A 23,505-nucleotide genomic window follows, 5' to 3' on the forward strand; every position below is an offset into this window, starting at 1 on the left:
TCGTTTTTCGTCTTTTAATCAACCGCTCGGAATGGCCGGGTCTGCCCCCTCCATATTTGCGAAACCGCCGGACTGGCGATGCCACAAAGACGCATAGTGCCCCTTAGCCTTGAGCAGTTCTTCATGTGTGCCCTGTTCAACAATCCGCCCTTGATCCATCACCAAAAGCCGATCCATGGCGGCGATGGTACTTAAGCGGTGTGCAATGGCGATGACGGTTTTGTTGGTCATCAAATGTTGCAATTGCTCTTGGATGGCGGCTTCCACCTCACTGTCGAGCGCGGAGGTTGCCTCGTCCAAAATCAAAATAGGCGCATCTTTGAGCAACACGCGGGCAATGGCGATCCGCTGGCGTTGACCGCCAGAAAGTTTCACGCCACGTTCGCCCACCCGGGCGTCATAGCCTTTGTTGCCGTTCTCATCTTCCAGATCCAAAATCACATCGTGAATTTTAGCCTGTTTGGCCGCAGCAATCATGTCTTCATCTGACGCGTTGGGACGGCCATATTTGATGTTTTCGCCTACTGATCGGTGCAGCAATGATGTGTCTTGCGACACAAAACCAATGGCGCGGCGCAGGCTATCCTGCGTCACTTCATCAATACGTTGCCCGTCAATGCGGATTTCACCCGATTGCGCATCAAACAGGCGCAGCAGCAAATTGATCAATGTCGATTTGCCTGCCCCTGACCGTCCGATCAAACCGATCTTTTCGCCCGGTTTGATGTTCAGGTTTAGATTTTCAATCACGCGCGGCTTATCGCTAGTCTTGTCCGCATCATAAGCAAAGTGCACATTTTTAAACTCAATCCCTGCTTTATCAGCGTCGAGTTCTTCCGCATCGTCCGCATCCAACATGGTGATCGGACGGGCGATGGTGTCCACGCCGTCTTGCACCGTGCCGTAATCACGGAAAATGTTGGTGGCCACTTCCAAAATCCAGCCGGAAATGTTCACCGTTTGCCAGACGAACGGAATGATGGTCGCCAGCTTACCAGCTGTGATCATTCCCTCGTTCCAGAAATAGAGCGCCATATAGCCCACGCTCACCATCAGCACAGCATTGATGAGGAACAGCAATGTCCACATTTTGGTGAATTCGCGCATCAAACGGTGCAGCACATTGGTGTGGTTCTTCACTGAACCCGCCACATATTCATCTTCAAACTTGCTTGACGCGAATGTTTTGAGGGTTTGAATATTCGTGTAGCAATCCACGATCCGGCCCGTGACCACAGAACGCGCTTCGGAATTATCCTTTGAGCGCTTTGCGATCTGCGGCAGGAATCTGGTCATAATGCCCAGATAAACAATCAGCCACACCAAAAGCGGCAGCACGAAAATCGGCTCGACATTGATCAACACGGTGATCGCCACGATCAAAAAGATAACCATGTACCAAACCGAGTCGATGGCTTGCATGGTGCTCGATTCAAGCGAGTTGCCTGTTTCCATGATCTTGCTGGCGATACGGCCTGCAAAATCACGCTGGAAATAGGCCCAGCTTTGGCGCACCACATGCCAGTGACTTTGCCAACGCGTCCGCCCCATCATAGGCGGAAAAATGGTGTGAAAATGCACCAGCGAGCTCAAGGTGAATGCAGCTGGACGCAAAATGATCACAAGCGCAAAACAGAGCAACATGGCACCATGGCTGGTGAAAATGTTGCCAGGACTTTCGTTTGAAACCAAATCAACAATTTGCCCCAAGAACACTGGGATCATCGCATCAATGGTGGCGCCGATGGCAACCAATGTCATTTTTGCGAGCAAACCCCAGCGGAATTGCTTTAAGAAATAAACATAGAAATCCTTGACCCCTTGCGGAGGATGCGGATTTTTTGCAAGCTCGGTGGGCGGATAGATCCGCTCGAACCACGTAAAAACAGAATTTAACATTGTGAACCTTTAAGATTAGGCGCTAGGCAATCGCGACCAAGCCGTTCAGAATATCGTCAAAGACGATTCGTGGCTGTTGCAGCAGGGCAACAGTGCGACAAAATGTGCCATTTCTGGACACAGCTCCAACATATATCGGACAAAAATCATGCGCAGCGAAGAGCAGAAAATCATTTATTTACAAGACTATAAGCCAAGCGACTATCTGATTCCGAAAACGGAAATGTGGGTGGACTTCACACCTGATCGCACGCGCATAACAACCGATTTGTACGTTGAACGGCAGGATGGCGCAGAAGAAGGCGCGCCGCTTGAGCTGGATGGCGAACAGTTGGAGTTGGTGTCCATTGCCATTGGCGACGAGGTGCTTGGCGCTGGCCAATATGAGCTGAGCGAGAGCGGGCTAAAGCTGCTTGATCCGCCAAAAAGCTTTGTGCTGAGCACCGTGGTAGACGTGGAGCCGGAAAAGAATAAAAGCCTTGAAGGGCTTTACCGTTCGTCTGGCAATTGGTGCACCCAATGCGAGGCCGAAGGCTTCCGCCGCATCACCTATTTCTTGGATCGCCCAGACGTGATGTCTGTGTTTACGGTGAAGATGGTGGCAGACAAAGATTTGGCGCCAGTGCTGCTTTCAAACGGCAACCCGGTCGACAGCGGTGAAATGAGCAATAACCGACATTTCGCTGAATGGCATGATCCGCATCCAAAGCCATCTTATCTTTTTGCGATGGTGGCTGGAAAACTTGATAAAATTTCAGAAAATTTCACCACGAAATCCGGTAAAAAAGTAGACCTCAATATTTATGCCGAGCCAGGCAAAGCAGAGCTTTGTCGCTATGCCATGGATGCGCTTATCCGCTCTATGAAGTGGGATGAGGAACGCTTTGGCTGCGAATATGATCTGGATGTGTTCAACATTGTTGCAGTGAGCGATTTCAACGCTGGTGCGATGGAGAATAAGGGCCTCAACATTTTCAACGACAAATATGTGCTGGCCGATCCTGCAACAGCAACTGACCAGGATTATGCGTTGATTGAGCGGATTATCGCGCACGAATATTTCCACAATTACACTGGCAACAGAGTCACTTGCCGCGACTGGTTCCAATTGTGCTTGAAAGAAGGGCTCACTGTTTTCCGCGATCAGGAATTCTCATCTGATGAGCGCTTCCGCGATGTGGAGCGGATCGATGATGTGAAGGGCTTGCGGCAATCTCAATTTATTGAAGATAGCGGCCCCCTCGCCCATCCGCCTCGCCCGAGCCAATATGAACAGATCGACAATTTCTACACCACGACCGTTTATGAAAAAGGCGCGGAAGTGGTGCGCATGTTGATGACGCTTTTGGGCAAAGAGACATTCCACAAAGGGGTGGACCTTTATCTTGATCGTCATGATGGCGAAGCGGCGACCATTGAGCAATTTGTGAAATGTTTTGAAGATGTGAGCAAGCGTGACCTAAGCCAGTTCCAGAAATGGTATACGCAAGCTGGGCGGCCGCAGGTCAGCTACAGCACCGCTTATGATGCTGAGAGCAAGCAGTTCACGCTGAAGCTTTCGCAAGAGGTGCCCGCAACACCTGGTGACAGCGAAAAATCACCAATGGTGCTGCCCATCAAGTTCGGCCTTGTGTCCAACAATGGCGACGATTTGGGATGGGACAGCGTTGAAGGCGCTGAGGTGAACGATGATTTGATTGTTCTGGATAAGGAAGAAGCGACAATAGTGTTCCATGGGGTGTCGAGTGCACCTGTCGTATCGCTGTTTCGCGAGTTTTCCGCGCCGGTTACTGTGCAAACACAAGCAACGCTTGAAGAAGATTTGCACCGTGCGCGGCTAGATGGCGACCCATTCAACCGTTGGGAAAGCCTTCAATCAGCTGTTTTGAACATTGTATCGCCTTCAATGGCCTTGGATGGGCCGGAACTGGATGTTGATAATCTTGAGCAAGTCGCGGTGGCGCTAAGTCAAACACTTGATAGCCAAGATATGTCCCCGTCCTTCAAAGCACTAAGCTTGCGCCTGCCCGGCTATCAGGACTATGCGCAACGGGTTGGGGTAAATATCGACCCAGACCGCATCAAACGTATCAAGCACGAAGTGGATCGTTTGGTGGCGGACAAACTGCGCGGGCAATTGGTGACGCTCTATTCGTCGCTGCATTTGCCGGACACCTATGAGCCTGATGCAACGCAATCTGGATTGCGGTCTTTGCGCAATCAATCGCTTGCCATGTTGGCAACGTTGTATGACAAGCAGATTTTTGAGATGGTCGACGCGCATTATCGTGATGCGCAAAACATGACCGATCGCCAAGCGGCGCTTAGTATCATGTGCGCCAATGCACCAGCGCAGGCGGAAGCCCTGCTCGACCACTTCAAGGAAAACTATGCTGATCCGATGACGGTGTTCGACAAATGGTTGTCACTCAGCGCCTCGATCGATGATGATCGCACGCTGGATCGCATTCAATCGCTTATGGCGGACGAGCGCTTCTCTTTGGAAACACCAAACCGAGTTTACGCCTTATTCGGCAGCTTTACACAGGGCAACCCGACACAGTTTGCCCGCGAGGATGGTGCAGGTTTCGACTTGATCGCTGACATCATCATGCAGATTGATAAGTTCAATCCCCAAGTGGCAGGACGATTTGCGGTGGCGTTTAGGGTTTGGAAAAATTACGAATCAAAACGCCGAGAAGCCGCTCACACGGCGCTTGAACGCATAAAACAGGCAGAGAATATCTCTCCGAACCTATCGGAAATGGTGAACAAAACCTTAGAGGGTTAACTTTTTTTGATCGGTAAGTGATTCAAAAGACTCACGGTTTTCATAAGGGCAAATTTTGCCTATCTAAAAGGGGTCGACAAGGCCCCTTTTTTTGATTCAAATTGAACATATCAAAGGGCGTCAAACAGTCCTTTGGGGGCACTTTTTAATCAATTTGGAGAGTTCAAATGTTGTCGATGGAAACATCCGACGCAGTCGGGACAGGATTCTTTAAAAATCTTTCCAAGCGATTGAGAATATTGAGAAAACAGTCTCTGCGTCTGTTTAGACAACAGCCGAAAAAACTCCACTCCTTGCTTGCCACGGCAAATAGAAAGAAAGTGATTGCACCTTCCCCTCACACTGCAATCAAGCCCCCTAAAACCCTCGTCCCAACAACGAGAAAACTCGCGCTGGCATGGCTAATTGCTGTGCTTGGCGCGGTTCTTTTCACCGCTGATTTGGGCGTTGTTGCGCAGCTTATCAGCGTGGGCGTTTTGAGCACATTTGGCGGAATTGCCCTGATGCGCATGAGCGCCCAAGATGAGCAACAACAATTGGAATATATGGTGCGGCTGAACGAAGCCCACGAAGACAAGGAATTGCTACGCGCCCTAACAGAATTGCCACATGGCATCGCCTATTGGGACCGCGCGGGCAATATGCTTTGGCACAACCACTCCTATCGCGACATGATGGGCCTTTCTAAAGGCACCAAACTGCGCGGGCGTCCGTTCACCAACATTATGGCCTTGGCAGCCAATCCCCATCGCTTCGAAACCATTTGCGATGTAGATGATCATCGCGTTGCCACCGCGACCTGCCTAGATGGTCGCCACATCCGGATTGAAGATATTGCAAAGTCCAAGCGCAATTTCGTGACCATCATCACAGACATCACTGCAGAAATGCACGCAAAGCGCGACAATGATGCTTTGGAACGGGAGCGCCAAACACTGTTGCGCCAATGCACTGCTGACAAATTGGCTGCTGAAGCTGCGAGCCGTTCGAAAACCTCGTTCTTAGCGCATCTAAGCCACGATATGCGCACACCACTCAACCACATTATTGGTTTTGCGGATCTGGTGCAGCACGAACCTTTCGGCCCGTTGGGCGACAAGCGCTATATCGGCTATCTCGGCGACATCAAAAAATCTGGCGAAGCGCTGTTGAAATCCTTCGCGTCCATCCTTGAGCTTTCAGAACTTGAAGCTGGCAACACGGCACAAACCGAAGAGCAACTGTCTATTGACGATTTGCTGACCTCGCAAATTGATAAATATAAAGCCCGCGCCGCGCGCATTGGGGTAGAATTTGTCGATTTCTCAAGCGCTGAAGGGCACGTATTTGCTGATAAAAACCTGATGCAGCGCATGTTGGATAATATTTTGGACAATGCTGTGAAGTTCACCCAAAAAGGCGGCAAGATCGCTGTGAACAGCTGGGACGCAGCGGACGGTATTATCATTGAGATCACCGACACTGGTATTGGCATTCCACAGGAACGTATGGCGCTGCTGAATCAGCCTTTCGTTTTAGGCGAAGCCGCGTTTGCCAAAGAGCAAAATACGCTGGGTCTTGGCATCGCCACAGCGCGGGCTATTGCTGAACTGAATGGCGGACGCATCCACATTGATAGCGCTGCCGGCATTGGCACCACGGTGTTGATTACGCTGCCGAAATATGAGGTGGAACAGGATTTGGCGTTAGGTCACGTTGCCTAGACCACTATAAACTGCTCCATTAAAGCACGTACGCGCTGTTTCTTATCCTTTAGGTCCGTCTCCAACGCATCAAGCGATGGAAAGTGCGTGACACGGATCAAAAGCTCCTTAAAGCCCTCGCTCCAACTCTCCACCTTAAGCGGCTCGTTCAAGCAGGCGCTCATCAATTGCAACACCGCGGTGAATTCTGCATGGATTTCTTTCAGTTCTAACGCTTCTGGCAGTAGACCCGTTTCGGCCAAGCGCGTGAATACAGTTTGAGGCGGCGCTTGCGGCACGGCAAGCTGATCGCCATAGGCAAGCTGGGCGAATTGAACGATAAACTCCAAATCAATGACACCGCCTACTGCCAGCTTAAGATCCCAAACAGATTTGGCCTGACGGTCTTTTTCAATCCGCCCGCGCATATCCCACACATCATCGACAAGCTTTTGCTTATCTCGCGACGCGTTCAGCGCATCGGAAATGACGCCATGTATGCGGTCGCCCAAATCACCGTCAGAAAAAACCACACGGGCACGTGACAAAGCCATGTGTTCCCAGGTCCACGCCTCCTTGTGCTGATAGCGGTTAAAGCCCTTAAAGCTTGTCGCCAACGGCCCTGCATTACCAGAAGGGCGCAGCCGCATATCTGTTTCGTAAAGCACACCTTCAGCCGTGGGTGCGGACAATGCTGCGACCAGCCGTTGGGTTAGCCGCGTGAAATAATGCGGCGTTTCGAGCGGACGTTTGCCATCCGACCCATCACTGCCTTTTGGCGCGTCATAAAGCAGAATAAAATCCAGGTCTGATGTGGCGGACATTTCGGCGCTGGCCAATTTGCCAAAAGCCAACAACGCCACTTGCGCACCGGGCACTTTACCGTGTTTTTGCTCAAACTCCCGGCGCACGCCTTCAAATAGCCATTCCATCAGATTTTGTGCCAAAGCCGAGAATTGCTCGGTTGCCTGCTCTGGCTTCACCGTGCCCGCGATCAACCCGGCGCTGGTGAGGAAGATTTGCTCCTGCCCAAAAATGCGTGAGCGATCGATCAAATCCTCATAGTTGCGGGCTTCGCCTAGGAAGTCGTTCGCCTTCTCTGTGAGTGCAGCGACGGTCGGGATTTCATCGTAAAAGGCCGGATCGATCAGACCGTCGACAATATGGACACGGCGCAAAATGGCATCGGTCATGCGCGGTGCGGAGGCCATAAAGTCCACCAGCAGGTGGCGCAAGCGCTCATTATTGCGCAGCAGCGCAAATAGCTGCACCCCGGCGGGTAGCTTTGACAAGAAGATGTCGAAACGGTTTAGCGCCTCGTCTGCATTTCGCGCGTTGGACAGCGAGTGCAACAAATGCGGCACCAACGCTGTGAGATTTTGCCGGGCCTTATCTGCGCGGGTGGCGGGATAGCTGGCATAGTGCCATTTTTTGATGGTGGTGATGGCGTTGGTGGGATCGCGAAAACCCATATCTGATAGAGCTTGCCATGTGTCGGGATCATCATCACTGCCGGTAAACACCAGTTTGTGTGCCAGTTGCTCATCACCATCGTCAGAAAATAACTCGCCATAATGACCAACCACCCGCACCAAGCAATGTTGATATGCGGATTTGAAGCTTTCTATGTCGTCAAAATTCATCAATGACGCGATGGGCGCAATGGCTTTGTCATTGTCCCCCAATTGGTGGGTTTGCTCGTCATTGAGCATCTGAACCCGGTTTTCCACCGCACGCAAAAACCAATAATTTTCCTCCAACTCATCTGCAATTTTGCTGGAAATCCAGTTGCAATCGGCAAGCGCATCTAACGTATCGGCCGTAGAACGTGTGCGCAGGCCAGGTTCCCGACCACCTGCGATGAGTTGCTGTGTTTGAGCGAAAAACTCAATTTCGCGTATGCCGCCAAAGCCAAGTTTGACGTTATGACCATAGACTTCACGGCCAACAATGTTTTTCGCCACATTGATTTGCCGTTTGATGGCGCGAATGTCGTCGATGGTGGCATAGTCCAAATGTTTGCGCCAAATGAATGGCGTAAGCTCCTTCAAAAATGCATGGCCCGCATCCAGATCTCCAGCGCATGGACGCGCCTTGATCCAAGCGGCCCGCTCCCAATTTTGGCCACGGCTTTCATAATATGTCATGGCGGCTCGCGTTGAGATTATGGCAGGCGTCGACCCTGGATCGGGGCGCAATCGCAGATCGGTGCGAAAAACATAGCCATGTTCATCCCGATCTTGCATCAGCGCCACCAAGTGACGCACAAGCTTTTCGTATATCCGGGCGTGGCGCGGATCATCGACCAATGGCGAGCGATCCGGATCGAAAAAGACCACAATGTCGATATCTGAAGAATAGTTGAGCTCTAAGCCACCATGCTTACCGAGCGCGAAGACGCAAATGCCAAGCTGGGCGGCTGGGCGCTGATCTTCTCTCAATTCAAATTTGCCTTGATTGGCCAGATCACGTGCCAAAAAATCCAAGATGGCATCAAGCGATCGATCTGCGAAAAGAGCCAACGCGCTGGTGGTCGTGGCCGTTTTGGTTGCCTGCCCTACTTCGGCCAGCGCAGCGATCAGTGCTAAGCGGCGCTTGTTCTGCCGCAACTGTCGCGACAGTTCAGCTTCATCTTGTTGTTGGCCAAGCTGATCGGTTGACGTCAACAGCGTTTCAATAGTTGCATCAAAGGGCGCGTCAAACGCCTCAAGCAGCCAATCCGCTTCTTTGCAGGCGCAATCCAGCAGAAAGGGCGACGCGCTAAAAACAGGCGCCAGCATCGGCTCAAGCGCTGCAGGGGCGCTTGGCGCAAAGTCGCGCTGCCAATTTTGAAATGCCTCTGCCGTGCCGATGTTGAATTTGAGAGATTTCAATTCAGCGGCAAGCGAAGCAGTCATAAATTAGCTATCCTTTGGCAAGGTGATCAGCACTTTGGTGCCGGGTTCATTGTCTAGTATTTCTAGCCTGCCTTTATGCAATCTGGCAACGGCAGAAACCAGAGCAAGGCCCAATCCTGAACCTGCCTCTGAGCGACTTTCTTCCAACCGCACAAACCGCTCCAACACACGCTCACGGTCTTTTTCGGGGATGCCGCTGCCATTGTCCGCCACACAAATACGAATGTCGCTGCGGTGCTCCTCAAGGCTAATTTGAATGCAGGGCACGCCTTGCGCGGCCTTGGCATATTTGATCGCGTTTTCCACCAAATTGACTATCGCTTGGCCAATCAACTCACGGCTTCCCTTCACTTTGGGCACCGTGTTGAGCTTGGTGGATAATTCGATTCCAGAATCTTCCGCAACTGGTTGATAAAGATCGACAATATCTTCGATGATCTCATCGACAGCAACGAGTTCGAAGCTGCCATCGGGGGCACCAGCTTCCACCCGCGCGATCAGCAGAAGCGCGTTGAAAGTGCGGATCAGCTGGTCGCTTTCTTCAATGGTGGCTTGCAGTGCATTGCGCATCTGCTCTGGGTCATCTTCATGATTGAGCGCCCGCTCCACTTTGTTGCGCAAACGGGTGAGCGGCGTCTTCAAGTCGTGGGCCACATTGTCTGTAACCTCTTTTAGGCCCGCCATCAAATTCTCGATACGGTCCAACATCTCATTGAGATTTTCGGACACACGGTCATATTCGTCGTTGCGTTTTGTGATCGGCAAACGTTCGGACAAGTCTCCCGTCATGATCTTTTTTGAGGCGGCAGAAATCAAATCCAGCCGTCGCATAATGTTGCGGGCCAGAATGGTGCCGAGCAGCACCGACAAGATAATGATCCAGAATACGCCCCAGCCGAATGCCTCAAAAATGATTGCGCTGAAACCGCGACGTTCCACAATATCGCGTCCGACAACCAGATAAAATCCGGAGGGGAGTTGAAAGCTCTTTACCAGTGCCAGCCCGCGATCTGGACGCTCATATTCTTCATCATCATGCCAATTTTCTTCCACCTCATAGCGAAAGCTATGAACGCCGGGATTTTGCAGTACGAAGGTCGGTATTTCTGTCACATTGCCAGCCAACATTTGCCCGGTGGGGTCCGCAACATAATAGATACCCGGACCCGGACGATCAGCAAATCGTTGTACACCCTGCACCAAACCGGGCGTGCCCGCGCGCTGGTAGGTGCGGTTAAGCTGCCCGATTTCGCGGTTGATGGCAGAAACTTGTTGGCGCTGAATTAAGATGCTTGATTGGTAGGCGATGTAGCCAAGAATGGTTGTTGAAAACAGCACAAAGAGCAGCACAAAAAAGCCGCTCTGTCGAAAAGTCGTTGTTTTCCAAATGCGCCAAATTCTATTCACGGATCATATATCCCGCACCGCGAATTGTTTGCAGAAGTTGTTTGGATTTACCTTTGTCGATCTTCGTGCGCAGGCGCGACATATGCACATCAATCACATTGGTTTGCGGATCGAAGTGATAGTCCCACACATTTTCGAGCAACATAGTGCGCGTCACCACCTGTCCGGCGTGTTTCATCAAATATTCCAACAACCGAAACTCACGCGGCTGCAGGGAAATGCTTTCACCTTCGCGAGCCACTTGGCGCGACAATCGATCGAGTGTGAGATCGCCAACTTGGTAGGTTGTTGCGCCTTCTGCCGGGGATGCGCGGCGCGCCAGCACTTCAATGCGCGCAAGCAATTCAGAAAAGGCATAGGGTTTGGTAAGGTAATCATCTCCGCCCGAGCGCAAACCCTGTACCCGATCATCCACTGCACCAAGGGCAGATAGGATCAACGCAGGTGTCGAATTGTTTTCAGCGCGAAGGGATTCGATGATGGAGAGGCCGTCACGACGGGGCAACATACGGTCAATGATCATGACATCATAGTCCATCGATGACGCCATGGCATATCCGGTTTCCCCGTCGGCGGCGTGGTGCGCGACATGGCCCACCTCGTCGAGTGCTTGGATCAAATAGTTCGCGGCATCGCGATCATCTTCAATCAATAGAACTTTCATTTGCGTCGCACCCGAACTCAGAAATTGCTGCCGCGCCCAATGGGGCGCGACAGATGTTGACTTAAACTTTACTCAATCGCAAGGCCGACAAATCGAGTAACACCATCACGCGCAGCCTTCACCAAGATATTTGATCGGCCAGCTTCTTTCACACGTTCCAATTGCTCTTCGAATTCAGCAATGGTGTTCACTGGCTCGCCGTTGGCTTCAAGCACCACGTCGCCCGGCGCAAAGCCTTTTTCAACGGCACGGCTTTCAGGATCGATATCCACAATCAAAAGACCATCGCCCGTATCGTTTGGCACCAAGGTCAGGCCCGTCGCTGTGTCATGCGGCTCGGCTGGCTCATTCTGAGGTGTTTCATCTTCTTCATTGATGGCTTGCTCTTCTTCCAAGCGTGCCAGTTCAACGCGAAGCTCCACGGTTTCCCCATTGCGCCAAATGCCAATTTCAACGGTTGTGCCGGGTGAAAACTCAGCAATTGTGCGCGACAAGTCTCGAGCATCGTCAATATCGGTGCCGTTGACCGAGGTGATAATGTCGCCTGATTTAACCCCTGCTTTTTGGGCTGGGCTGTCCGGTGCCGGTTCGGTGACCAAAGCGCCACGCGCTTTATCCAAGCCGACGCTATCAGCAATGTCTTTCGATACATTTTGGATGGAAACGCCCAGATAGCCGCGGGTCACGTTACCGTCGTCCATCAAATCGAACACAACTTGCTTAACTGTTGAGGCCGGAATGGCAAATGCGATGCCCACATTACCGCCACTGGGCGAGAAGATCGCCGTGTTCACGCCGACAACTTTACCAGTGGTGTCGAATGCGGGGCCACCGGAATTGCCGCGGTTCACCGCAGCATCGATTTGGATGAAATCATCATAGGCATTGGCGTTAATATCGCGACCACGGGCCGAAACAATACCGGCAGTTACGGTGCCGCCAAGGCCGAACGGATTACCAATAGCAACAACCCAGTCACCCACGCGGGCTTCATTGTCTGAGAATTCCACATATTGCAGATCGCTTGCGGCTTCGATTTTCAGCAATGCCAAATCAGTGCGTGGATCTGTGCCGATAATCTTTGCTGTCATTTCATCGCCATTTTCCATAACGACCATGACTTCATCTGCATCTTCAATCACATGGTTGTTGGTGACAACAAAACCATCTGACGAAATAATAAAGCCAGAACCTACCGCTTGGCCGAATCGCTCACGCGGGCGATCACGGTCTCCGCGGCGGTCTTCAAACTGTTTGAAAAAGTCTTCAAATGGATGACCTTCCGGCAAATCCGGCATACGGAAACCATCACGATTGCCAAAAGGACCGCGCGCTTCCTCGATGCGTGTTTTGACCCGGATTGAAACCACGGCTGGGCTGACCGCTTCTACCAAATCAGCAAAGCTGAATGGCGCAACATTCTCGATGGAAATTTGCGCGTTGGCCGGGGCGGTCGACAACACGCCAGTTGCAATCGCACTGGTTGAAATCAACGCAGCAGCAGCAATCGCTTTAAATCGGTTTCGGGTAATCTTTGATACAGGTCGCATCAAGTCCTCCTTATTGGAACAGAAATTCTATGGCTGCCAATATGGAGAAACGTCCCTTTCAACATGATTACATGTAGATTAAATTTTTGTAATGTTGAGGGCCAAACTATGGCAACCATTGGCAAATTCACGTCACATTCTTGGCAGTGGCGATGCCAATCAAACGAGAAATGTTTGCACCAATAGCCACAACGCAAGAAGCGTCAGTGTGAGTTTAAAGATTTGACGGAACAAATGTTCCGACAACCAGTCCAATAATTTCGAGCCGGACAATGTGCCCAAGAAACCAGTGGCTACCATCATCAAAATCAACGGGAGATATGAGGCGAACTTAAAGCCTAACAAGGTGAATGTTGCGAGTTTCAAAAGATTTTGCGCGGTCATCAAAGCGGCATGAGTCGCGACCATCTCGCGACGATCTTTTAGTCCTTGCAAAAATCCCATGACCAACGGACCGGAAACGCCGACCACCATTGAAATAGCGGCGGCGATAAAACCAGTAATGGCCGTGACAAAGAGAGATTTGATGACCGATTTTAGCTTTGGTCCCCACGCCGTGTAGATAAGGAAAAGACCAATCAGCGCTTTAAAGAGATTTTCAGGAAGGAGATGGGCAATTTGGCCGCCAACGGCCACACCAAAAGCGCTGCCAATGCCAAACCAAATGAAGAATGGCCAAACAATATGCTTGAAACGCACCATAGCCCGGCCGCCATTACTGCCAAGCTGAACCGCACCATGAACTGGAATCGCAATCAGGGGATTCATAACGCTTGTCATGAGCGCGATCAGCATTGCCCCACCGCCAAGACCAAAGGCCGCGGTTGTCGCTGAAGTAAAGAAGCTCGCCACGATCAGCAGTAGCGAGAATGATGGGGCTAGATCAGCAGGCAGAAGCGCCATGAAGAAATCCATGACGCTTTTTATCTACTCGCTAAATATTTGGCAAGCGGCCTAGCCGTCGGCCCAATTTGTGCTGATATGAGAGGATTGCTCTAGCGTTTTGTGCACGGGGCACATATCGGCGATTTCGAGCATTCGTTGGCGCTGTGCATCTGTGATGTCACCGACAATTTTGATACGGCGATCAAAATGGTCGACGCGTTTCTTGCCCTCTTCGCATTGCTCACAATCATTAACGTGCCGCTTTTCGTGGTCGACATATGTTTCGATATGCTCAACTGCCAACTTCTTACGATTGGCGTATAGGCGCAGCGTTAGCGTGGTGCACCCACCAAGCGCCGCGCCCAGCAAGTCATAAGGCGTGGGACCGCGATTTGTCCCCCCAACAGATTCGGGCTCATCAATTTGCAAGGCATGACCAGCGGCGTTGACATTGAGGTGCAATGGCCCCTCGCCGCTCTCCGCTGCTATGATGTGGCCAGCATCTTCGTAAAATTTATCGGCACTTGGGAAATGGCGCGCGGCCCATGCAGAGATGACGCCAGCAAGATAGGACGCGTCTTCAGGCTTGGAGAGCAAATGATCTGCTTGATCAAGAGAGATAAAGCTTTTGGGATGGCGGGCCGCGAGGAAGATATCTTGAGCGTTTTCGATGCCCACGATCGCATCGATCGGGCTATGGCAAACCAGCAAATCGGCCTTTAGTTCACGCAGACGCTTGGTGAGATCAAAGGCACTCACATCATCCAAAAATTGCCGTCGAATTTTGAATGGTCGCCCACCAAGCAGCACCTCCGCTTCGCCTGAGCGTTCTATATCGTCGCGCTTGTCGCCCAGCAGGTGCAACACATGGGCTGGTGCCGAAGGCGCCCCGATGGTCGCCACAGCTTTGATGTTGGGCATGTCTAGCGCCGCCATAAGAACTGCGGCCCCACCCAACGAATGGCCAATCAAGATTTCAGGCGGGCGATGATGCTGAGACAACCAAGCACAAGCCGCTTGCAAATCTTCCAAATTGGTCGAGAAATTTGAATTGGAAAATTCACCATCGGAATGGCCGAGCCCCGTAAAGTCCACGCGAAGAACAGCGATGCCTTCATTTTGCAGCGCATTGGCTACATGCCGACTGGCGGCAAAATCTTTGGAGCAGGAGAAGCAATGGGCGAATACTGCAAATGCCCGAATGGAGGATTTAGGCAAATCCAATGCCGCAGCGATTTTAACGCCGCGGCTATTTTCAAATTCAATCTTTTGGCTTGCGGCGGGTCTGATCCGGGTTGGCATTGTCAGTCTCACTTTCTGCTAACTCAGCCAGCAGTTGCGCTACTTCCGGCGTCATACTGGCACTATTCGACACTTTTCTGCGTCGCATTGAAACAGCTATCAAGATCACAAGGCCAATCACAAAAACAAGAGGTGCAGCAATCCAAAGCACCAAATTATGACCAGAGAAGGTTGGCTTGAGCAACACGAACTCGCCATATCTGGCGACAACATAGTCCACAACTTCGGTGTTACTGTCGCCTTCTAACAGGCGCTCGCGCACGACGATGCGCAGGTCACGCGCCAAATCTGCATCGCTATCGTCGATGGATTGATTTTGGCAGACCAAACACCGCAGGCCAGCAGAAATATCTCGCGCCCGTTCTTCCAATACAGGATCGTCCAGCACTTCATCTGGCTGCACCGCCATGGCCTGCGGCACAATGCTCACGATCAGAATCAAGATCATCAGAAATCGATTCATTCTGCTGCTCCAACTGTTTGTTTTCGCACAAGATTTGGCGCAGCGATTCGGTATTTCCGATCCGTTAGCGAATAAGTGCCTGCAATAGCCATCACCACTGCACCAAACCAAATCAACAAGATCCATGGCTTAGTCCAAATGCGCACCACGCGGCCGTCTTCCCCAACACGATCGCCGATAGAAATATAAACCTGCGACAGGCCAAATGTTTTAATGCCAGCCTCTGTGGTCGGCATTTGCCGAGCCGGATATGTCCGTTTTTCTGATGCTACGACGCTCTCGCGCTTACCGACGGGCGCCACGGCGAAGTTGACCGTTTCAGACGTAAAGTTTGGCCCGTTAATATCCACCTCATCGACAAAGCGAATGCTGTAGCCATGCGCTTCAATCTGCTCACCTGGCTGCATGGTGGTGATGGTTTCTGTTTCGTAAGCGGTCACAAAAACAACGCCAAGCACCGTGAGGCCCAACCCCATATGTGCCAAGCTGGTCGACCATACATTTTTTGGCAAACCGACCAAACGACGCAGCGAAACGGACGGGGCCGCTTTGAACAATTTGCTGCGCTCGACCAAATCTGCCAAAGACCCGATGATCACCCAGAAGCCTAGCAACAGGCCAAGTGGTGTAAGGCTAAAGCCATCCCACAAATAGGCTGCAGCAATAATGCCAAGCACAAAGCTAAGCACAATGGCGCCGAACAATCGTTTACTGGCTTGGGCAATGCTCGCCCTTTTCCACGGCAGGAAGGGACCGAAAGGCACGACCAGCAACAGTGGCACCATCAATGCACCGAATGTTAAATCGAAGAATGGCGCCCCAACAGAAATTTTTATACCTGTAAATGCATCCAGCGCCAGCGGGTATAGTGTGCCGACCAAAACGGCGATTGTCGCAGTAGCCAAAAATAGATTGTTGAACACCAATGCAGCTTCCCGAGAGATCGGTGAAAACAGCCCACCGGCCTTTAGCGTTGGCGCACGCCAAGCGAACAAGATAAATGCACCACAGATAAAGAATGTCAGCATACCCAAAATGACAAGGCCGCGTGATGGATCGGTGGCGAAAGAGTGCACGGAGGTCAATATGCCGGAGCGCACCAAGAATGTGCCAAGCAAACTAAGCGAAAAAGTGATGATGGCCAGAAGAACCGTCCAAATCTTCAACGCACCGCGCTTTTCCATCACAAGTGCCGAGTGGAGCAATGCTGTGCCCGTAAGCCATGGCATGAACGATGCATTTTCTACGGGGTCCCAGAACCACCAGCCGCCCCAGCCAAGTTCATAATAGGCCCAGTAGGAGCCCATCGCGATGCCAAGTGTAAGAAAAATCCAGCTCAACATCGTCCATGGACGCACCCAGCGCGCCCACGCCGCATCGATCTTGCCGGATATCAGTGCGGCAATCGCAAATGAGAAACACACTGAAAAGCCAACATAGCCAATGTAAAGCAATGGCGGGTGGATGGCCAAACCAACATCTTGCAAGATCGGGTTGAGGTCACGCCCTTCTAGCGGCATGTCTGGCAGGCGCTCGAAGGGGTTTGATGTAAAAATGGTGAAGCCAATAAACGCAAATGCCAAGAAGCCTTGAGTGCCCAGCACCAGATTAAGCGACGATTTTGGCAAGTTCGCTCCGCCAATGGCGACAGCTGCGCCGAAAAACGTCAAAATTAACACCCAAAGCAACATGGAGCCTTCATGGTTGCCCCAAACTGATGTGAATTTATAGAGAGTTGGCTGCAACGAATGGGAGTGTTCATAGGCGAGCTTTAGCGAAAAGTCGGACGTGACAAACGCAACGCTCAGCGCTGCAAACGACAACAACACAAGGAGAAATTGCAGTGTGCTTGCCTGACGTACAAAGCTGAAACTGCCCTCATTTGGCCGCTGCCACGCATAGGCCGCAACACCAATTTGAACGACAGCCAGCGCAAATGCCAGCACCAGTGCTAAATGACCAAGTTCGATGCTCAACATATTGGACTATCCTGAAGCCTGATCTGTGTGGCCGGGACAAAGCCCCTGCTCTTCAAATTTATCAGCCATATCTTTTGGCACATAGTTTTCGTCGTGCTTTGCCAAAACATTGGTGGCTTCAAACAGCTCACCGCTGGCCATTGCGCCCTCCACGATTACCTCTTGGCCCTCACGGAAAAGATCTGGCACAATTCCGCTATAATGCACTGGAATGTCCACCTTGCAGTCCGTCACCAGGAAATTATGCGAAGTCCCGTCTTGCTTCCAGCTGTCAGACTTTACGATACCGCCTAGTCGAACGGCTTGATCTACCGCGATATTTTGCGATTTGATCTCACTGGGCACCACGAAGAACGACGCCGTGCCGCGCATCGCGATGGCGATAAACACAACAGCGGTCAATACAACTGCAGATAATCCGCCAATAATAGCCAAACGCTTTTGTTTGCGTGTCACTGGTTTTGCTCCTTTTTAAGTCGTTCAACATCTGCAGCTATAGCCGCTTCTAGTGCATTCAAACTCATATCGTCACCTGCAAACGCTGTGCGCGCAGCCTCAACATCCGTTTGGGCTTCGTCCCACTGTTCTTGCACGACACGCGAGCGGATCAAGCGCGCCCATTCTTCAACTGTGCCGCCATCTTGGTACAATCTTGTGGCAAGTCCCTGCACCATTTGCGCAATAACTTGACTACGGTCAGTTTCATCCAGCTCGGCAAGTGCTTCAACATCTTCTTGCGTCGGCCCACCCTGGGCACCTGCTTGTGCAGCAGCCAAACCATTTTGAGCGGCTTCCACCCATGGTTCATCGCCTTGCGCCAAGTCCAGAATCTCCTGCCAATGTTGCTCAGCTAGGTCAAACTCTTCTTCGTTCAGAGCAATGTTTGCCAAATAAAAACGCGAACGGATGTGACGTGGATCAAGCTCACCTGCTTTTTCCAACAACTCTATGATTTCTGGTTGTGGCGCACCGTTTTCTCTCATCAAAAGCGCTTCCGCCAAATCAGTCACATTTTCGGCGTTCTCACCTTCAATGCGTACAATGTTTTCAAATGCAATGATGGCCTTGTCCACAGCACCTTGGCGCACATAAACAGGCACCAACACCCGCCATCCCCGAATATCATCAGGAGTAGCTTGCAATTGCGCCTCAATCTTTGCAACCGCATCATCTACGTCCAAATTCTCAATCGCCGCCAATCGCGTGGCAAGGGGCTGATTTTTTAGCGCAGGTGATCCCAATACGTAATAAGTGCCAAGACCGATTGCGACGAAGGCAACCAAGGCGAACACATTATATGCCAACGGCCATTGTCCAGGAATGCCGGCTTGGCTCGATGCTTTCTTCGAAGCCAATGCCTCACGCGCAAGCTCAGCTTGTGCCACGCGAAACTGCTCATCATCAAGCAATCCGTTTTCCCGGTCATTCTCTAATGCCTTTAGTTGGCTCTTATAAAACACCTCATCCGTGTTGGGCGTTTCATTTACATCTTCTGCGGCATCAGCTTGCTTTTGGGCGCGTCCACGAGACGAAATCAGCAAGACAAGTGCAACGACCAGCGAAAGCAGGACTGCAGACAACCAGAACGAGTTCAATTTGGCCAACCTTTGTGCATTATTTTAAGTGTGATGGTCTACTTAGCGCAAAATCGGAAAAATCTTAAGCAAATATGATTAGGCGGATTGACGCATCGCGTCTGACGTGGTGCAACTCAAGGGCTTAGAGTGGAACACAATTAGTTGATATGGCAGACAAATACGATTTGGTCATTTTGGGGAGCACGGCATCAGCCCGCCTCTTGGCACTCAGCCTAACGCGCATCCACAAAGCGCGAATTTTGCTTATCATTGATCCTGAGCAGCCGCATCGACTATTTGCCACGCCCCAGACTTCTGCTGGTTTCTGTACATCTGCCGCCTTTTTTGAGCGTACTGCCGAAAGCGCAGCCACCGCACAGCAATTGCTCGCAACGCTGGATGCCGAACTACTTGTACACACCAAACCTACGGCGATTTTTACCCAATTTCCGCAACATATGCCAATGTTGGAATTCACAGAAGGTGCGGCCATTCATGCTGGTGTGGTGTGCGAACGGCGAATTCATCCCGAGACGCAAACCGAGCAACTGGTTTTTCCCGACTCGTTGAGCTTTGAAGTCTCGAACATCATTCAAGCATGCGATGCGCACAATTCGGAAGCGGGCGAATATACGATATTGTCACGGGCTGATCTGACTAAATCACACATCACAAAAGATGGTCGATTTACCGGACGTACCGAAGATAGGTCTTTGAAAGCGGGTAAGGTTTTATTGCTTGATCCAGACTTGATCGCTGAGCAAATGAGTGAAAGTCCAAGTAATTCGCTTCTTTTGGCTCAAGTGCATAACATCATTCGATTTAGTAAGCTAAAGCAACTGCCCTTTGCAGCGCAGCAAGACATCAGCACTGGGTTATGGCAATTTGAAACTAGCGCGACCGACTTTATCTTCAGTGCGCCTGCGCCGATGGACCAACTGACCACGCACCTTTTTAAACATCACAATGATGTTGCTGACCGCCGCGTTCGGCAATTGGATCATTGCACTGAACTCAGTTCAGTTGATGGCTATCTAGTTTGCGACGCTTTGGGCATGCGCAACACGATATGCTTTGCAGGCGCCCAGCATTTTGATTTGGCATTGATGCCAGAACTCGCCAATCATATTTCTAATCTTCTTTCCGGCGCACAGACCAACAAAGATTCTTTCTGGCAAAATGCGAAAATTGGCAGAAAGCGCGGCGGCGAAGGCACATTGTTGCGTGTGGGATCGGCAGGTTCAAATGAGTAAGCGGATCGCCCAAATAGGAAATCATCGGTTTGCGCACTTGGTAGACCTCGAGCGGCCTATTTCAGTTCGCCTCAATGATCGCACCCTAACTGCTTGTTTTGGTGACACACTTTATTCCGCTCTAGTGGCCAACGGCATCACCGAAGTGGTGGGTCCGAACAGCGAAATGTTGTCGCTGAGCGCAACATTGCCTTTGTTTGCTCGTCACCGAAATTCAAAGTCACCGTTTCATCGCGTGCTTGTTTCAGATTTGGTTTTGCATGACGGCGATGAGTTGGAGCTGGATTTCGCCCCTTTGGGCGCGTGGACACGCTTCAACCGTTTCATACGCAGGCAAAACAATCCACCATTGGCGATGAACTGGCAGCAAAACACGCATTTTGATTTGCCGCACTCAAACAGCCTTGTGCAAAGAACTGTTGTTATTGGCGCAGGCATCAGCGGCATGCAGGCTGCAATCGAGGCAGCGAACGTCGGACATCAAGTTTATGTGTTAGAAAAGGACCAATTGCTTGGTGGCATGTGCGCTTATTATGGCAAATCAACGGGTGAAACAGAGCCTGTTGAATTGATCGACAAACTGGTTGAGCGCCTAGAATCCCTTGAGAATATCAGCGTGTTCACCGGCACCAAAGCTTTGGACATTCGCAACAATCGTCTTCTGATGCAGCACAGCCTATTTCAGGATGATGAGCAACGCACAGAATTGAGCTGGTTAAAATTTGATCATTTAGTGATCGCAACTGGCGGTGATCACCATGGTTTTACATTGGACAACCATCTCCCCCACCGGGTGTTAGATAGCAAAGATGCATTTCATGACCTTTGGGCATATGGCTTGGTCCGCTATAATCAAAATTTGCTTTACACAGTGGAAAATGGCGCTTATCGGCTCGCCATGCACTTGAAGGAAGCTGGGCTTGAACTTCTTGCGGCCTATGATGGACGCACGGGGCCAAACTCTCGTCACATCGAGTTTGCAAAGGCGGTGGGCGTGAAGATGGGTTCCGCCGTGCATTTGCAATCGCTAGCTGCCCTGCCAACCAAGATTCAATGCCATTTTGCTCCTACTCATTTTGAGGCGCAGCACCAGCAGTTTCAAATTGAAAGCGAGGCTTTACTCGTTGGCTACCCGCCGCAGCCGGATAATTATCTATGGGTCAAAGCGGGTGGACAATCGCAATTGGATTCGCGAACGGGCCGCATATTGCCGAACGTTGGGCCTGCCCATGTTGCAATTGTTGGCACGGCGGCTGGCTATAGTTCACAAACGGACTGCCTCACAAGTGTCGACGAAGCGATGTCTATTTTGGGCAAGCGTGGGCTGATCGATGGCGCATCGCAGGTGCATAACTCTCAAGTCTATGAAAGCTCCGCTGCGTATCGGCACCAATTGCCCACGCCGCTGCAAAGGCGCAACGCAGCGTTTTACAACTATCCTGAAGCGACCAATTATTTCTTGCGCGCGCTGCCCGTAACAGATCAAACGTTGCGGCAATATTTTGCCAACGGGTATTTTGAGGATGCAAAAGAGTTAGACTTGTTGAGCTTTGACGCGCCGAAACACTTTAAAAATGTCATTGAGAATGGACATGAAATTGAAATCGTCTCGCACAACGATGAACGGCTGCGTGTCGGGCAAATGCTATTTGTTGCTGGGCAAGAAGGTGCGGAAAAGCCACTCGGGGTCATCACACAAATTCTAGATGACAAGATCATCGCCTTTTGCGACCGCGATCAAACAAGCACGGGGCTTAACATTTCGGTTGAGCGACGGAATGGACTATTCTCACCAGCACGCATTGGCGATTTAGCTTAGTGTTCTTCGCCTTTTGGCTCAATTGTTGCTCCCAGCTTCCGGCGCTCAATATTTTCTTTATTCTTTGACATGATCTGCGCGTAATCGGCGCCAAATCGTATTGAGCAAAGCTTGATGGCAATTTCTACCTTGGCAATCGCCAAACTGTCCGCAAATGGTGCGGATTTTTGATCCTCTAGCGCGCGCTCTAGTAGAATTTCTAAAGACTTACCTAACTCGCTCCATGTGCGTTCAACTGCGGTGTTGACTGCAAGTGACTCTTTGGCGTTGCGGGCTGCATCCAGCAAATACACACTGTTGTAGGCTTGAAGAACCTGATCTGTGGTGAACAGCGTTTGGGCCTGTTGATGAGGCGTGCGCAAAACTTTGGTCACGTTCGGCACCACTTCTGAAATTCGCTTTTCCAGCACCCTGGAAACGCGGCCGGTAACGACCTCAATGCAATGGTTCCATTGGCTGGATTTGCCGAGATCCAGATAATAATGCATTACCCGCGCAATGCGGTGAAAACGATCAATCGCGCGGCACATCAGATCTATATCGCTGAAGACGCCCGCTTGTTCTTCAATGATATCAACAAGCTGCTGCAAGTTGACCACCATCGCGTCGCCATATGGGCCATAGCCTGATTTGCGCACCGTTTGCTCGGTCTCACCATAGCAATGGTCGAGCACGCCCATCATGAACTTTCCAGGCCAATCCATGTTGTAGACAAGTGCCGTGCACCAAAGCTTCTGCATTGGACCAGTGGGCAAATCAATTGCTTCTACAAGCTCAGAAAACTCTTCTTCTGACTCATATTTCTTTACGTGGGCAGCCAACTCTTTGGCCGCCTGCAGCTTATTGTAATGCTTGATTGCGATCAGGATCAGGGGAAATGCTTCATAAACGTCAAATCCACCCAACTGGATGGTCATCCGGCGCTGAATTTCTGCACTGTTTTGTGCGGCATTGAACTGGCTTTCCAACGGTTCGGCCAATTGCGCGAAGGCGGCCGCGACAAGTTGTTCGATCTTTTTGGGCTTTTCATTTACCGAGGCTTTCAACCCCTCAACGAGTTTTGGGGCGCCATCGCGCTCAAGCCACACCCAGAATCGTTCCAAGTGCTTCTTTTCGATTGCAGTGCCGTATATGAGCGGCGATGACCGCATCATTACTGGCGCGAGCAAGTCATAGACGGCACCTAATACGCCGTACTTAGCAACACTGTCGCTTGTTACATCGCCATCAAGCGGATTCAAAGGGGCAAACCCCGAACCAGCATGGTCAAGGCCACCTGAGGAAAATCGATGAGATGTGGCAATTGGCATTTAAACGCAACTTTACTATCAAAACAT

At 51.1% G+C, this 23,505-nt stretch carries 16 protein-coding genes; 4 read left to right on the top strand and 12 right to left on the bottom strand.

Features of this window, described 5'->3' with window-relative positions:
* Positions 1-18: 18 nt before the first annotated feature.
* Entirely contained in the window at positions 19-1,899 is a 1,881-nt protein-coding gene (locus ACP15Y_RS04355) for an ABC transporter ATP-binding protein (RefSeq protein WP_424981767.1), read from the bottom strand.
* 148 nt (positions 1,900-2,047) lie between these two features.
* Here ACP15Y_RS04355 and pepN point away from each other — a divergent pair, with 148 nt between their 5' ends.
* Positions 2,048-4,690, top strand: coding sequence for an aminopeptidase N (gene pepN, locus ACP15Y_RS04360; RefSeq protein WP_424981768.1), 2,643 nt, complete (start codon positions 2,048-2,050; stop codon positions 4,688-4,690).
* A gap of 410 nt (positions 4,691-5,100) precedes the next feature.
* A complete protein-coding gene (locus tag ACP15Y_RS04365; protein ID WP_424981769.1) occupies positions 5,101-6,393 on the top strand; it encodes an ATP-binding protein in 1,293 nt (430 codons plus the stop codon).
* On the opposite strand, the gene ACP15Y_RS04370 is transcribed toward ACP15Y_RS04365, so the two are convergent.
* From ACP15Y_RS04370 to ccmI, 10 genes are all read right to left on the bottom strand, one after another.
* On the bottom strand, positions 6,390-9,269 hold the full coding sequence (locus ACP15Y_RS04370; RefSeq protein WP_424981770.1) for a bifunctional [glutamine synthetase] adenylyltransferase/[glutamine synthetase]-adenylyl-L-tyrosine phosphorylase: 2,880 nt from the start codon (positions 9,267-9,269) through the stop codon (positions 6,390-6,392). The two genes, ACP15Y_RS04365 and ACP15Y_RS04370, sit on opposite strands and share 4 nt — an antisense overlap.
* Before the next feature lie 3 nt (positions 9,270-9,272).
* Positions 9,273-10,676 carry a sensor histidine kinase gene (locus ACP15Y_RS04375; protein WP_424981771.1) on the bottom strand — a complete coding sequence of 468 codons (1,404 nt, stop codon included), beginning with the start codon at positions 10,674-10,676 and terminating at the stop codon, positions 9,273-9,275.
* The gene (locus ACP15Y_RS04380) at positions 10,669-11,340 is read right to left on the bottom strand and encodes a winged helix-turn-helix domain-containing protein (RefSeq protein ID WP_424981772.1); all 672 of its coding nucleotides are present in this window, start codon (positions 11,338-11,340) and stop codon (positions 10,669-10,671) included. The genes ACP15Y_RS04375 and ACP15Y_RS04380 overlap by 8 nt, the downstream gene beginning before the upstream one ends.
* Before the next feature lie 68 nt (positions 11,341-11,408).
* Complete coding sequence (locus tag ACP15Y_RS04385; protein ID WP_424981773.1) at positions 11,409-12,890, bottom strand: Do family serine endopeptidase; 1,482 nt, start codon at positions 12,888-12,890, stop codon at positions 11,409-11,411.
* Between the two features lie 159 nt (positions 12,891-13,049).
* Positions 13,050-13,793 (bottom strand): sulfite exporter TauE/SafE family protein, encoded by a 744-nt coding sequence (locus tag ACP15Y_RS04390; RefSeq protein ID WP_424981774.1) that lies wholly within the window; start codon positions 13,791-13,793, stop codon positions 13,050-13,052.
* A gap of 51 nt (positions 13,794-13,844) precedes the next feature.
* Positions 13,845-15,077: an alpha/beta fold hydrolase gene (locus ACP15Y_RS04395; RefSeq protein WP_424981775.1), complete on the bottom strand. Its 1,233-nt coding sequence runs from the start codon at positions 15,075-15,077 to the stop codon at positions 13,845-13,847.
* Positions 15,037-15,540, bottom strand: a complete 504-nt coding sequence (locus ACP15Y_RS04400; protein WP_424981776.1) for a cytochrome c-type biogenesis protein — start codon at positions 15,538-15,540, stop codon at positions 15,037-15,039. Before ACP15Y_RS04400 ends, ACP15Y_RS04395 begins: the two co-directional genes overlap by 41 nt.
* Complete coding sequence (locus tag ACP15Y_RS04405) at positions 15,537-17,516, bottom strand: heme lyase CcmF/NrfE family subunit (protein ID WP_424982463.1); 1,980 nt, start codon at positions 17,514-17,516, stop codon at positions 15,537-15,539. The genes ACP15Y_RS04400 and ACP15Y_RS04405 overlap by 4 nt, the downstream gene beginning before the upstream one ends.
* Positions 17,517-17,525: 9 nt before the next feature.
* Entirely contained in the window at positions 17,526-17,975 is a 450-nt protein-coding gene (gene ccmE / locus ACP15Y_RS04410) for a cytochrome c maturation protein CcmE (protein WP_424981777.1), read from the bottom strand.
* A complete protein-coding gene (ccmI, locus tag ACP15Y_RS04415; RefSeq protein WP_424981778.1) occupies positions 17,972-19,114 on the bottom strand; it encodes a c-type cytochrome biogenesis protein CcmI in 1,143 nt (380 codons plus the stop codon). Before ccmI ends, ccmE begins: the two co-directional genes overlap by 4 nt.
* 149 nt (positions 19,115-19,263) lie before the next feature.
* Between ccmI and ACP15Y_RS04420 the strand changes: the two genes are divergently transcribed.
* On the top strand, positions 19,264-20,349 hold the full coding sequence (locus ACP15Y_RS04420; RefSeq protein ID WP_424981779.1) for a hypothetical protein: 1,086 nt from the start codon (positions 19,264-19,266) through the stop codon (positions 20,347-20,349).
* On the top strand, positions 20,342-22,168 hold the full coding sequence (locus ACP15Y_RS04425; protein WP_424981780.1) for an FAD-dependent oxidoreductase: 1,827 nt from the start codon (positions 20,342-20,344) through the stop codon (positions 22,166-22,168). Before ACP15Y_RS04420 ends, ACP15Y_RS04425 begins: the two co-directional genes overlap by 8 nt.
* Here ACP15Y_RS04425 and ACP15Y_RS04430 read toward each other — a convergent pair.
* Complete coding sequence (locus ACP15Y_RS04430; protein WP_424981781.1) at positions 22,165-23,478, bottom strand: hypothetical protein; 1,314 nt, start codon at positions 23,476-23,478, stop codon at positions 22,165-22,167. The genes ACP15Y_RS04425 and ACP15Y_RS04430 overlap by 4 nt on opposite strands.
* Positions 23,479-23,505: the final 27 nt, after the last annotated feature.

This window comes from Maritalea sp. S77, assembly GCF_049801075.1.
Lineage (GTDB): Bacteria > Pseudomonadota > Alphaproteobacteria > Rhizobiales > Devosiaceae > Maritalea.

Bases quoted from the DNA above. Each gene is read 5' to 3' on its own strand.
- ACP15Y_RS04380 (WP_424981772.1), bottom strand. From the start codon at position 11,340: ATGAAAGTTCTATTGATTGAAGATGATCGCGATGCCGCGAACTATTTG.
- ACP15Y_RS04395 (WP_424981775.1), bottom strand. From the start codon at position 15,077: ATGCCAACCCGGATCAGACCCGCCGCAAGCCAAAAGATTGAATTTGAA.
- ACP15Y_RS04370 (WP_424981770.1), bottom strand. From the start codon at position 9,269: ATGACTGCTTCGCTTGCCGCTGAATTGAAATCTCTCAAATTCAACATC.
- ACP15Y_RS04430 (WP_424981781.1), bottom strand. From the start codon at position 23,478: ATGCCAATTGCCACATCTCATCGATTTTCCTCAGGTGGCCTTGACCAT.
- ACP15Y_RS04385 (WP_424981773.1), bottom strand. From the start codon at position 12,890: ATGCGACCTGTATCAAAGATTACCCGAAACCGATTTAAAGCGATTGCT.
- ACP15Y_RS04420 (WP_424981779.1), top strand. From the start codon at position 19,264: ATGGCAGACAAATACGATTTGGTCATTTTGGGGAGCACGGCATCAGCC.
- ACP15Y_RS04425 (WP_424981780.1), top strand. From the start codon at position 20,342: ATGAGTAAGCGGATCGCCCAAATAGGAAATCATCGGTTTGCGCACTTG.
- ACP15Y_RS04390 (WP_424981774.1), bottom strand. From the start codon at position 13,793: ATGGCGCTTCTGCCTGCTGATCTAGCCCCATCATTCTCGCTACTGCTG.
- ACP15Y_RS04355 (WP_424981767.1), bottom strand. From the start codon at position 1,899: ATGTTAAATTCTGTTTTTACGTGGTTCGAGCGGATCTATCCGCCCACC.
- pepN (WP_424981768.1), top strand. From the start codon at position 2,048: ATGCGCAGCGAAGAGCAGAAAATCATTTATTTACAAGACTATAAGCCA.
- ACP15Y_RS04400 (WP_424981776.1), bottom strand. From the start codon at position 15,540: ATGAATCGATTTCTGATGATCTTGATTCTGATCGTGAGCATTGTGCCG.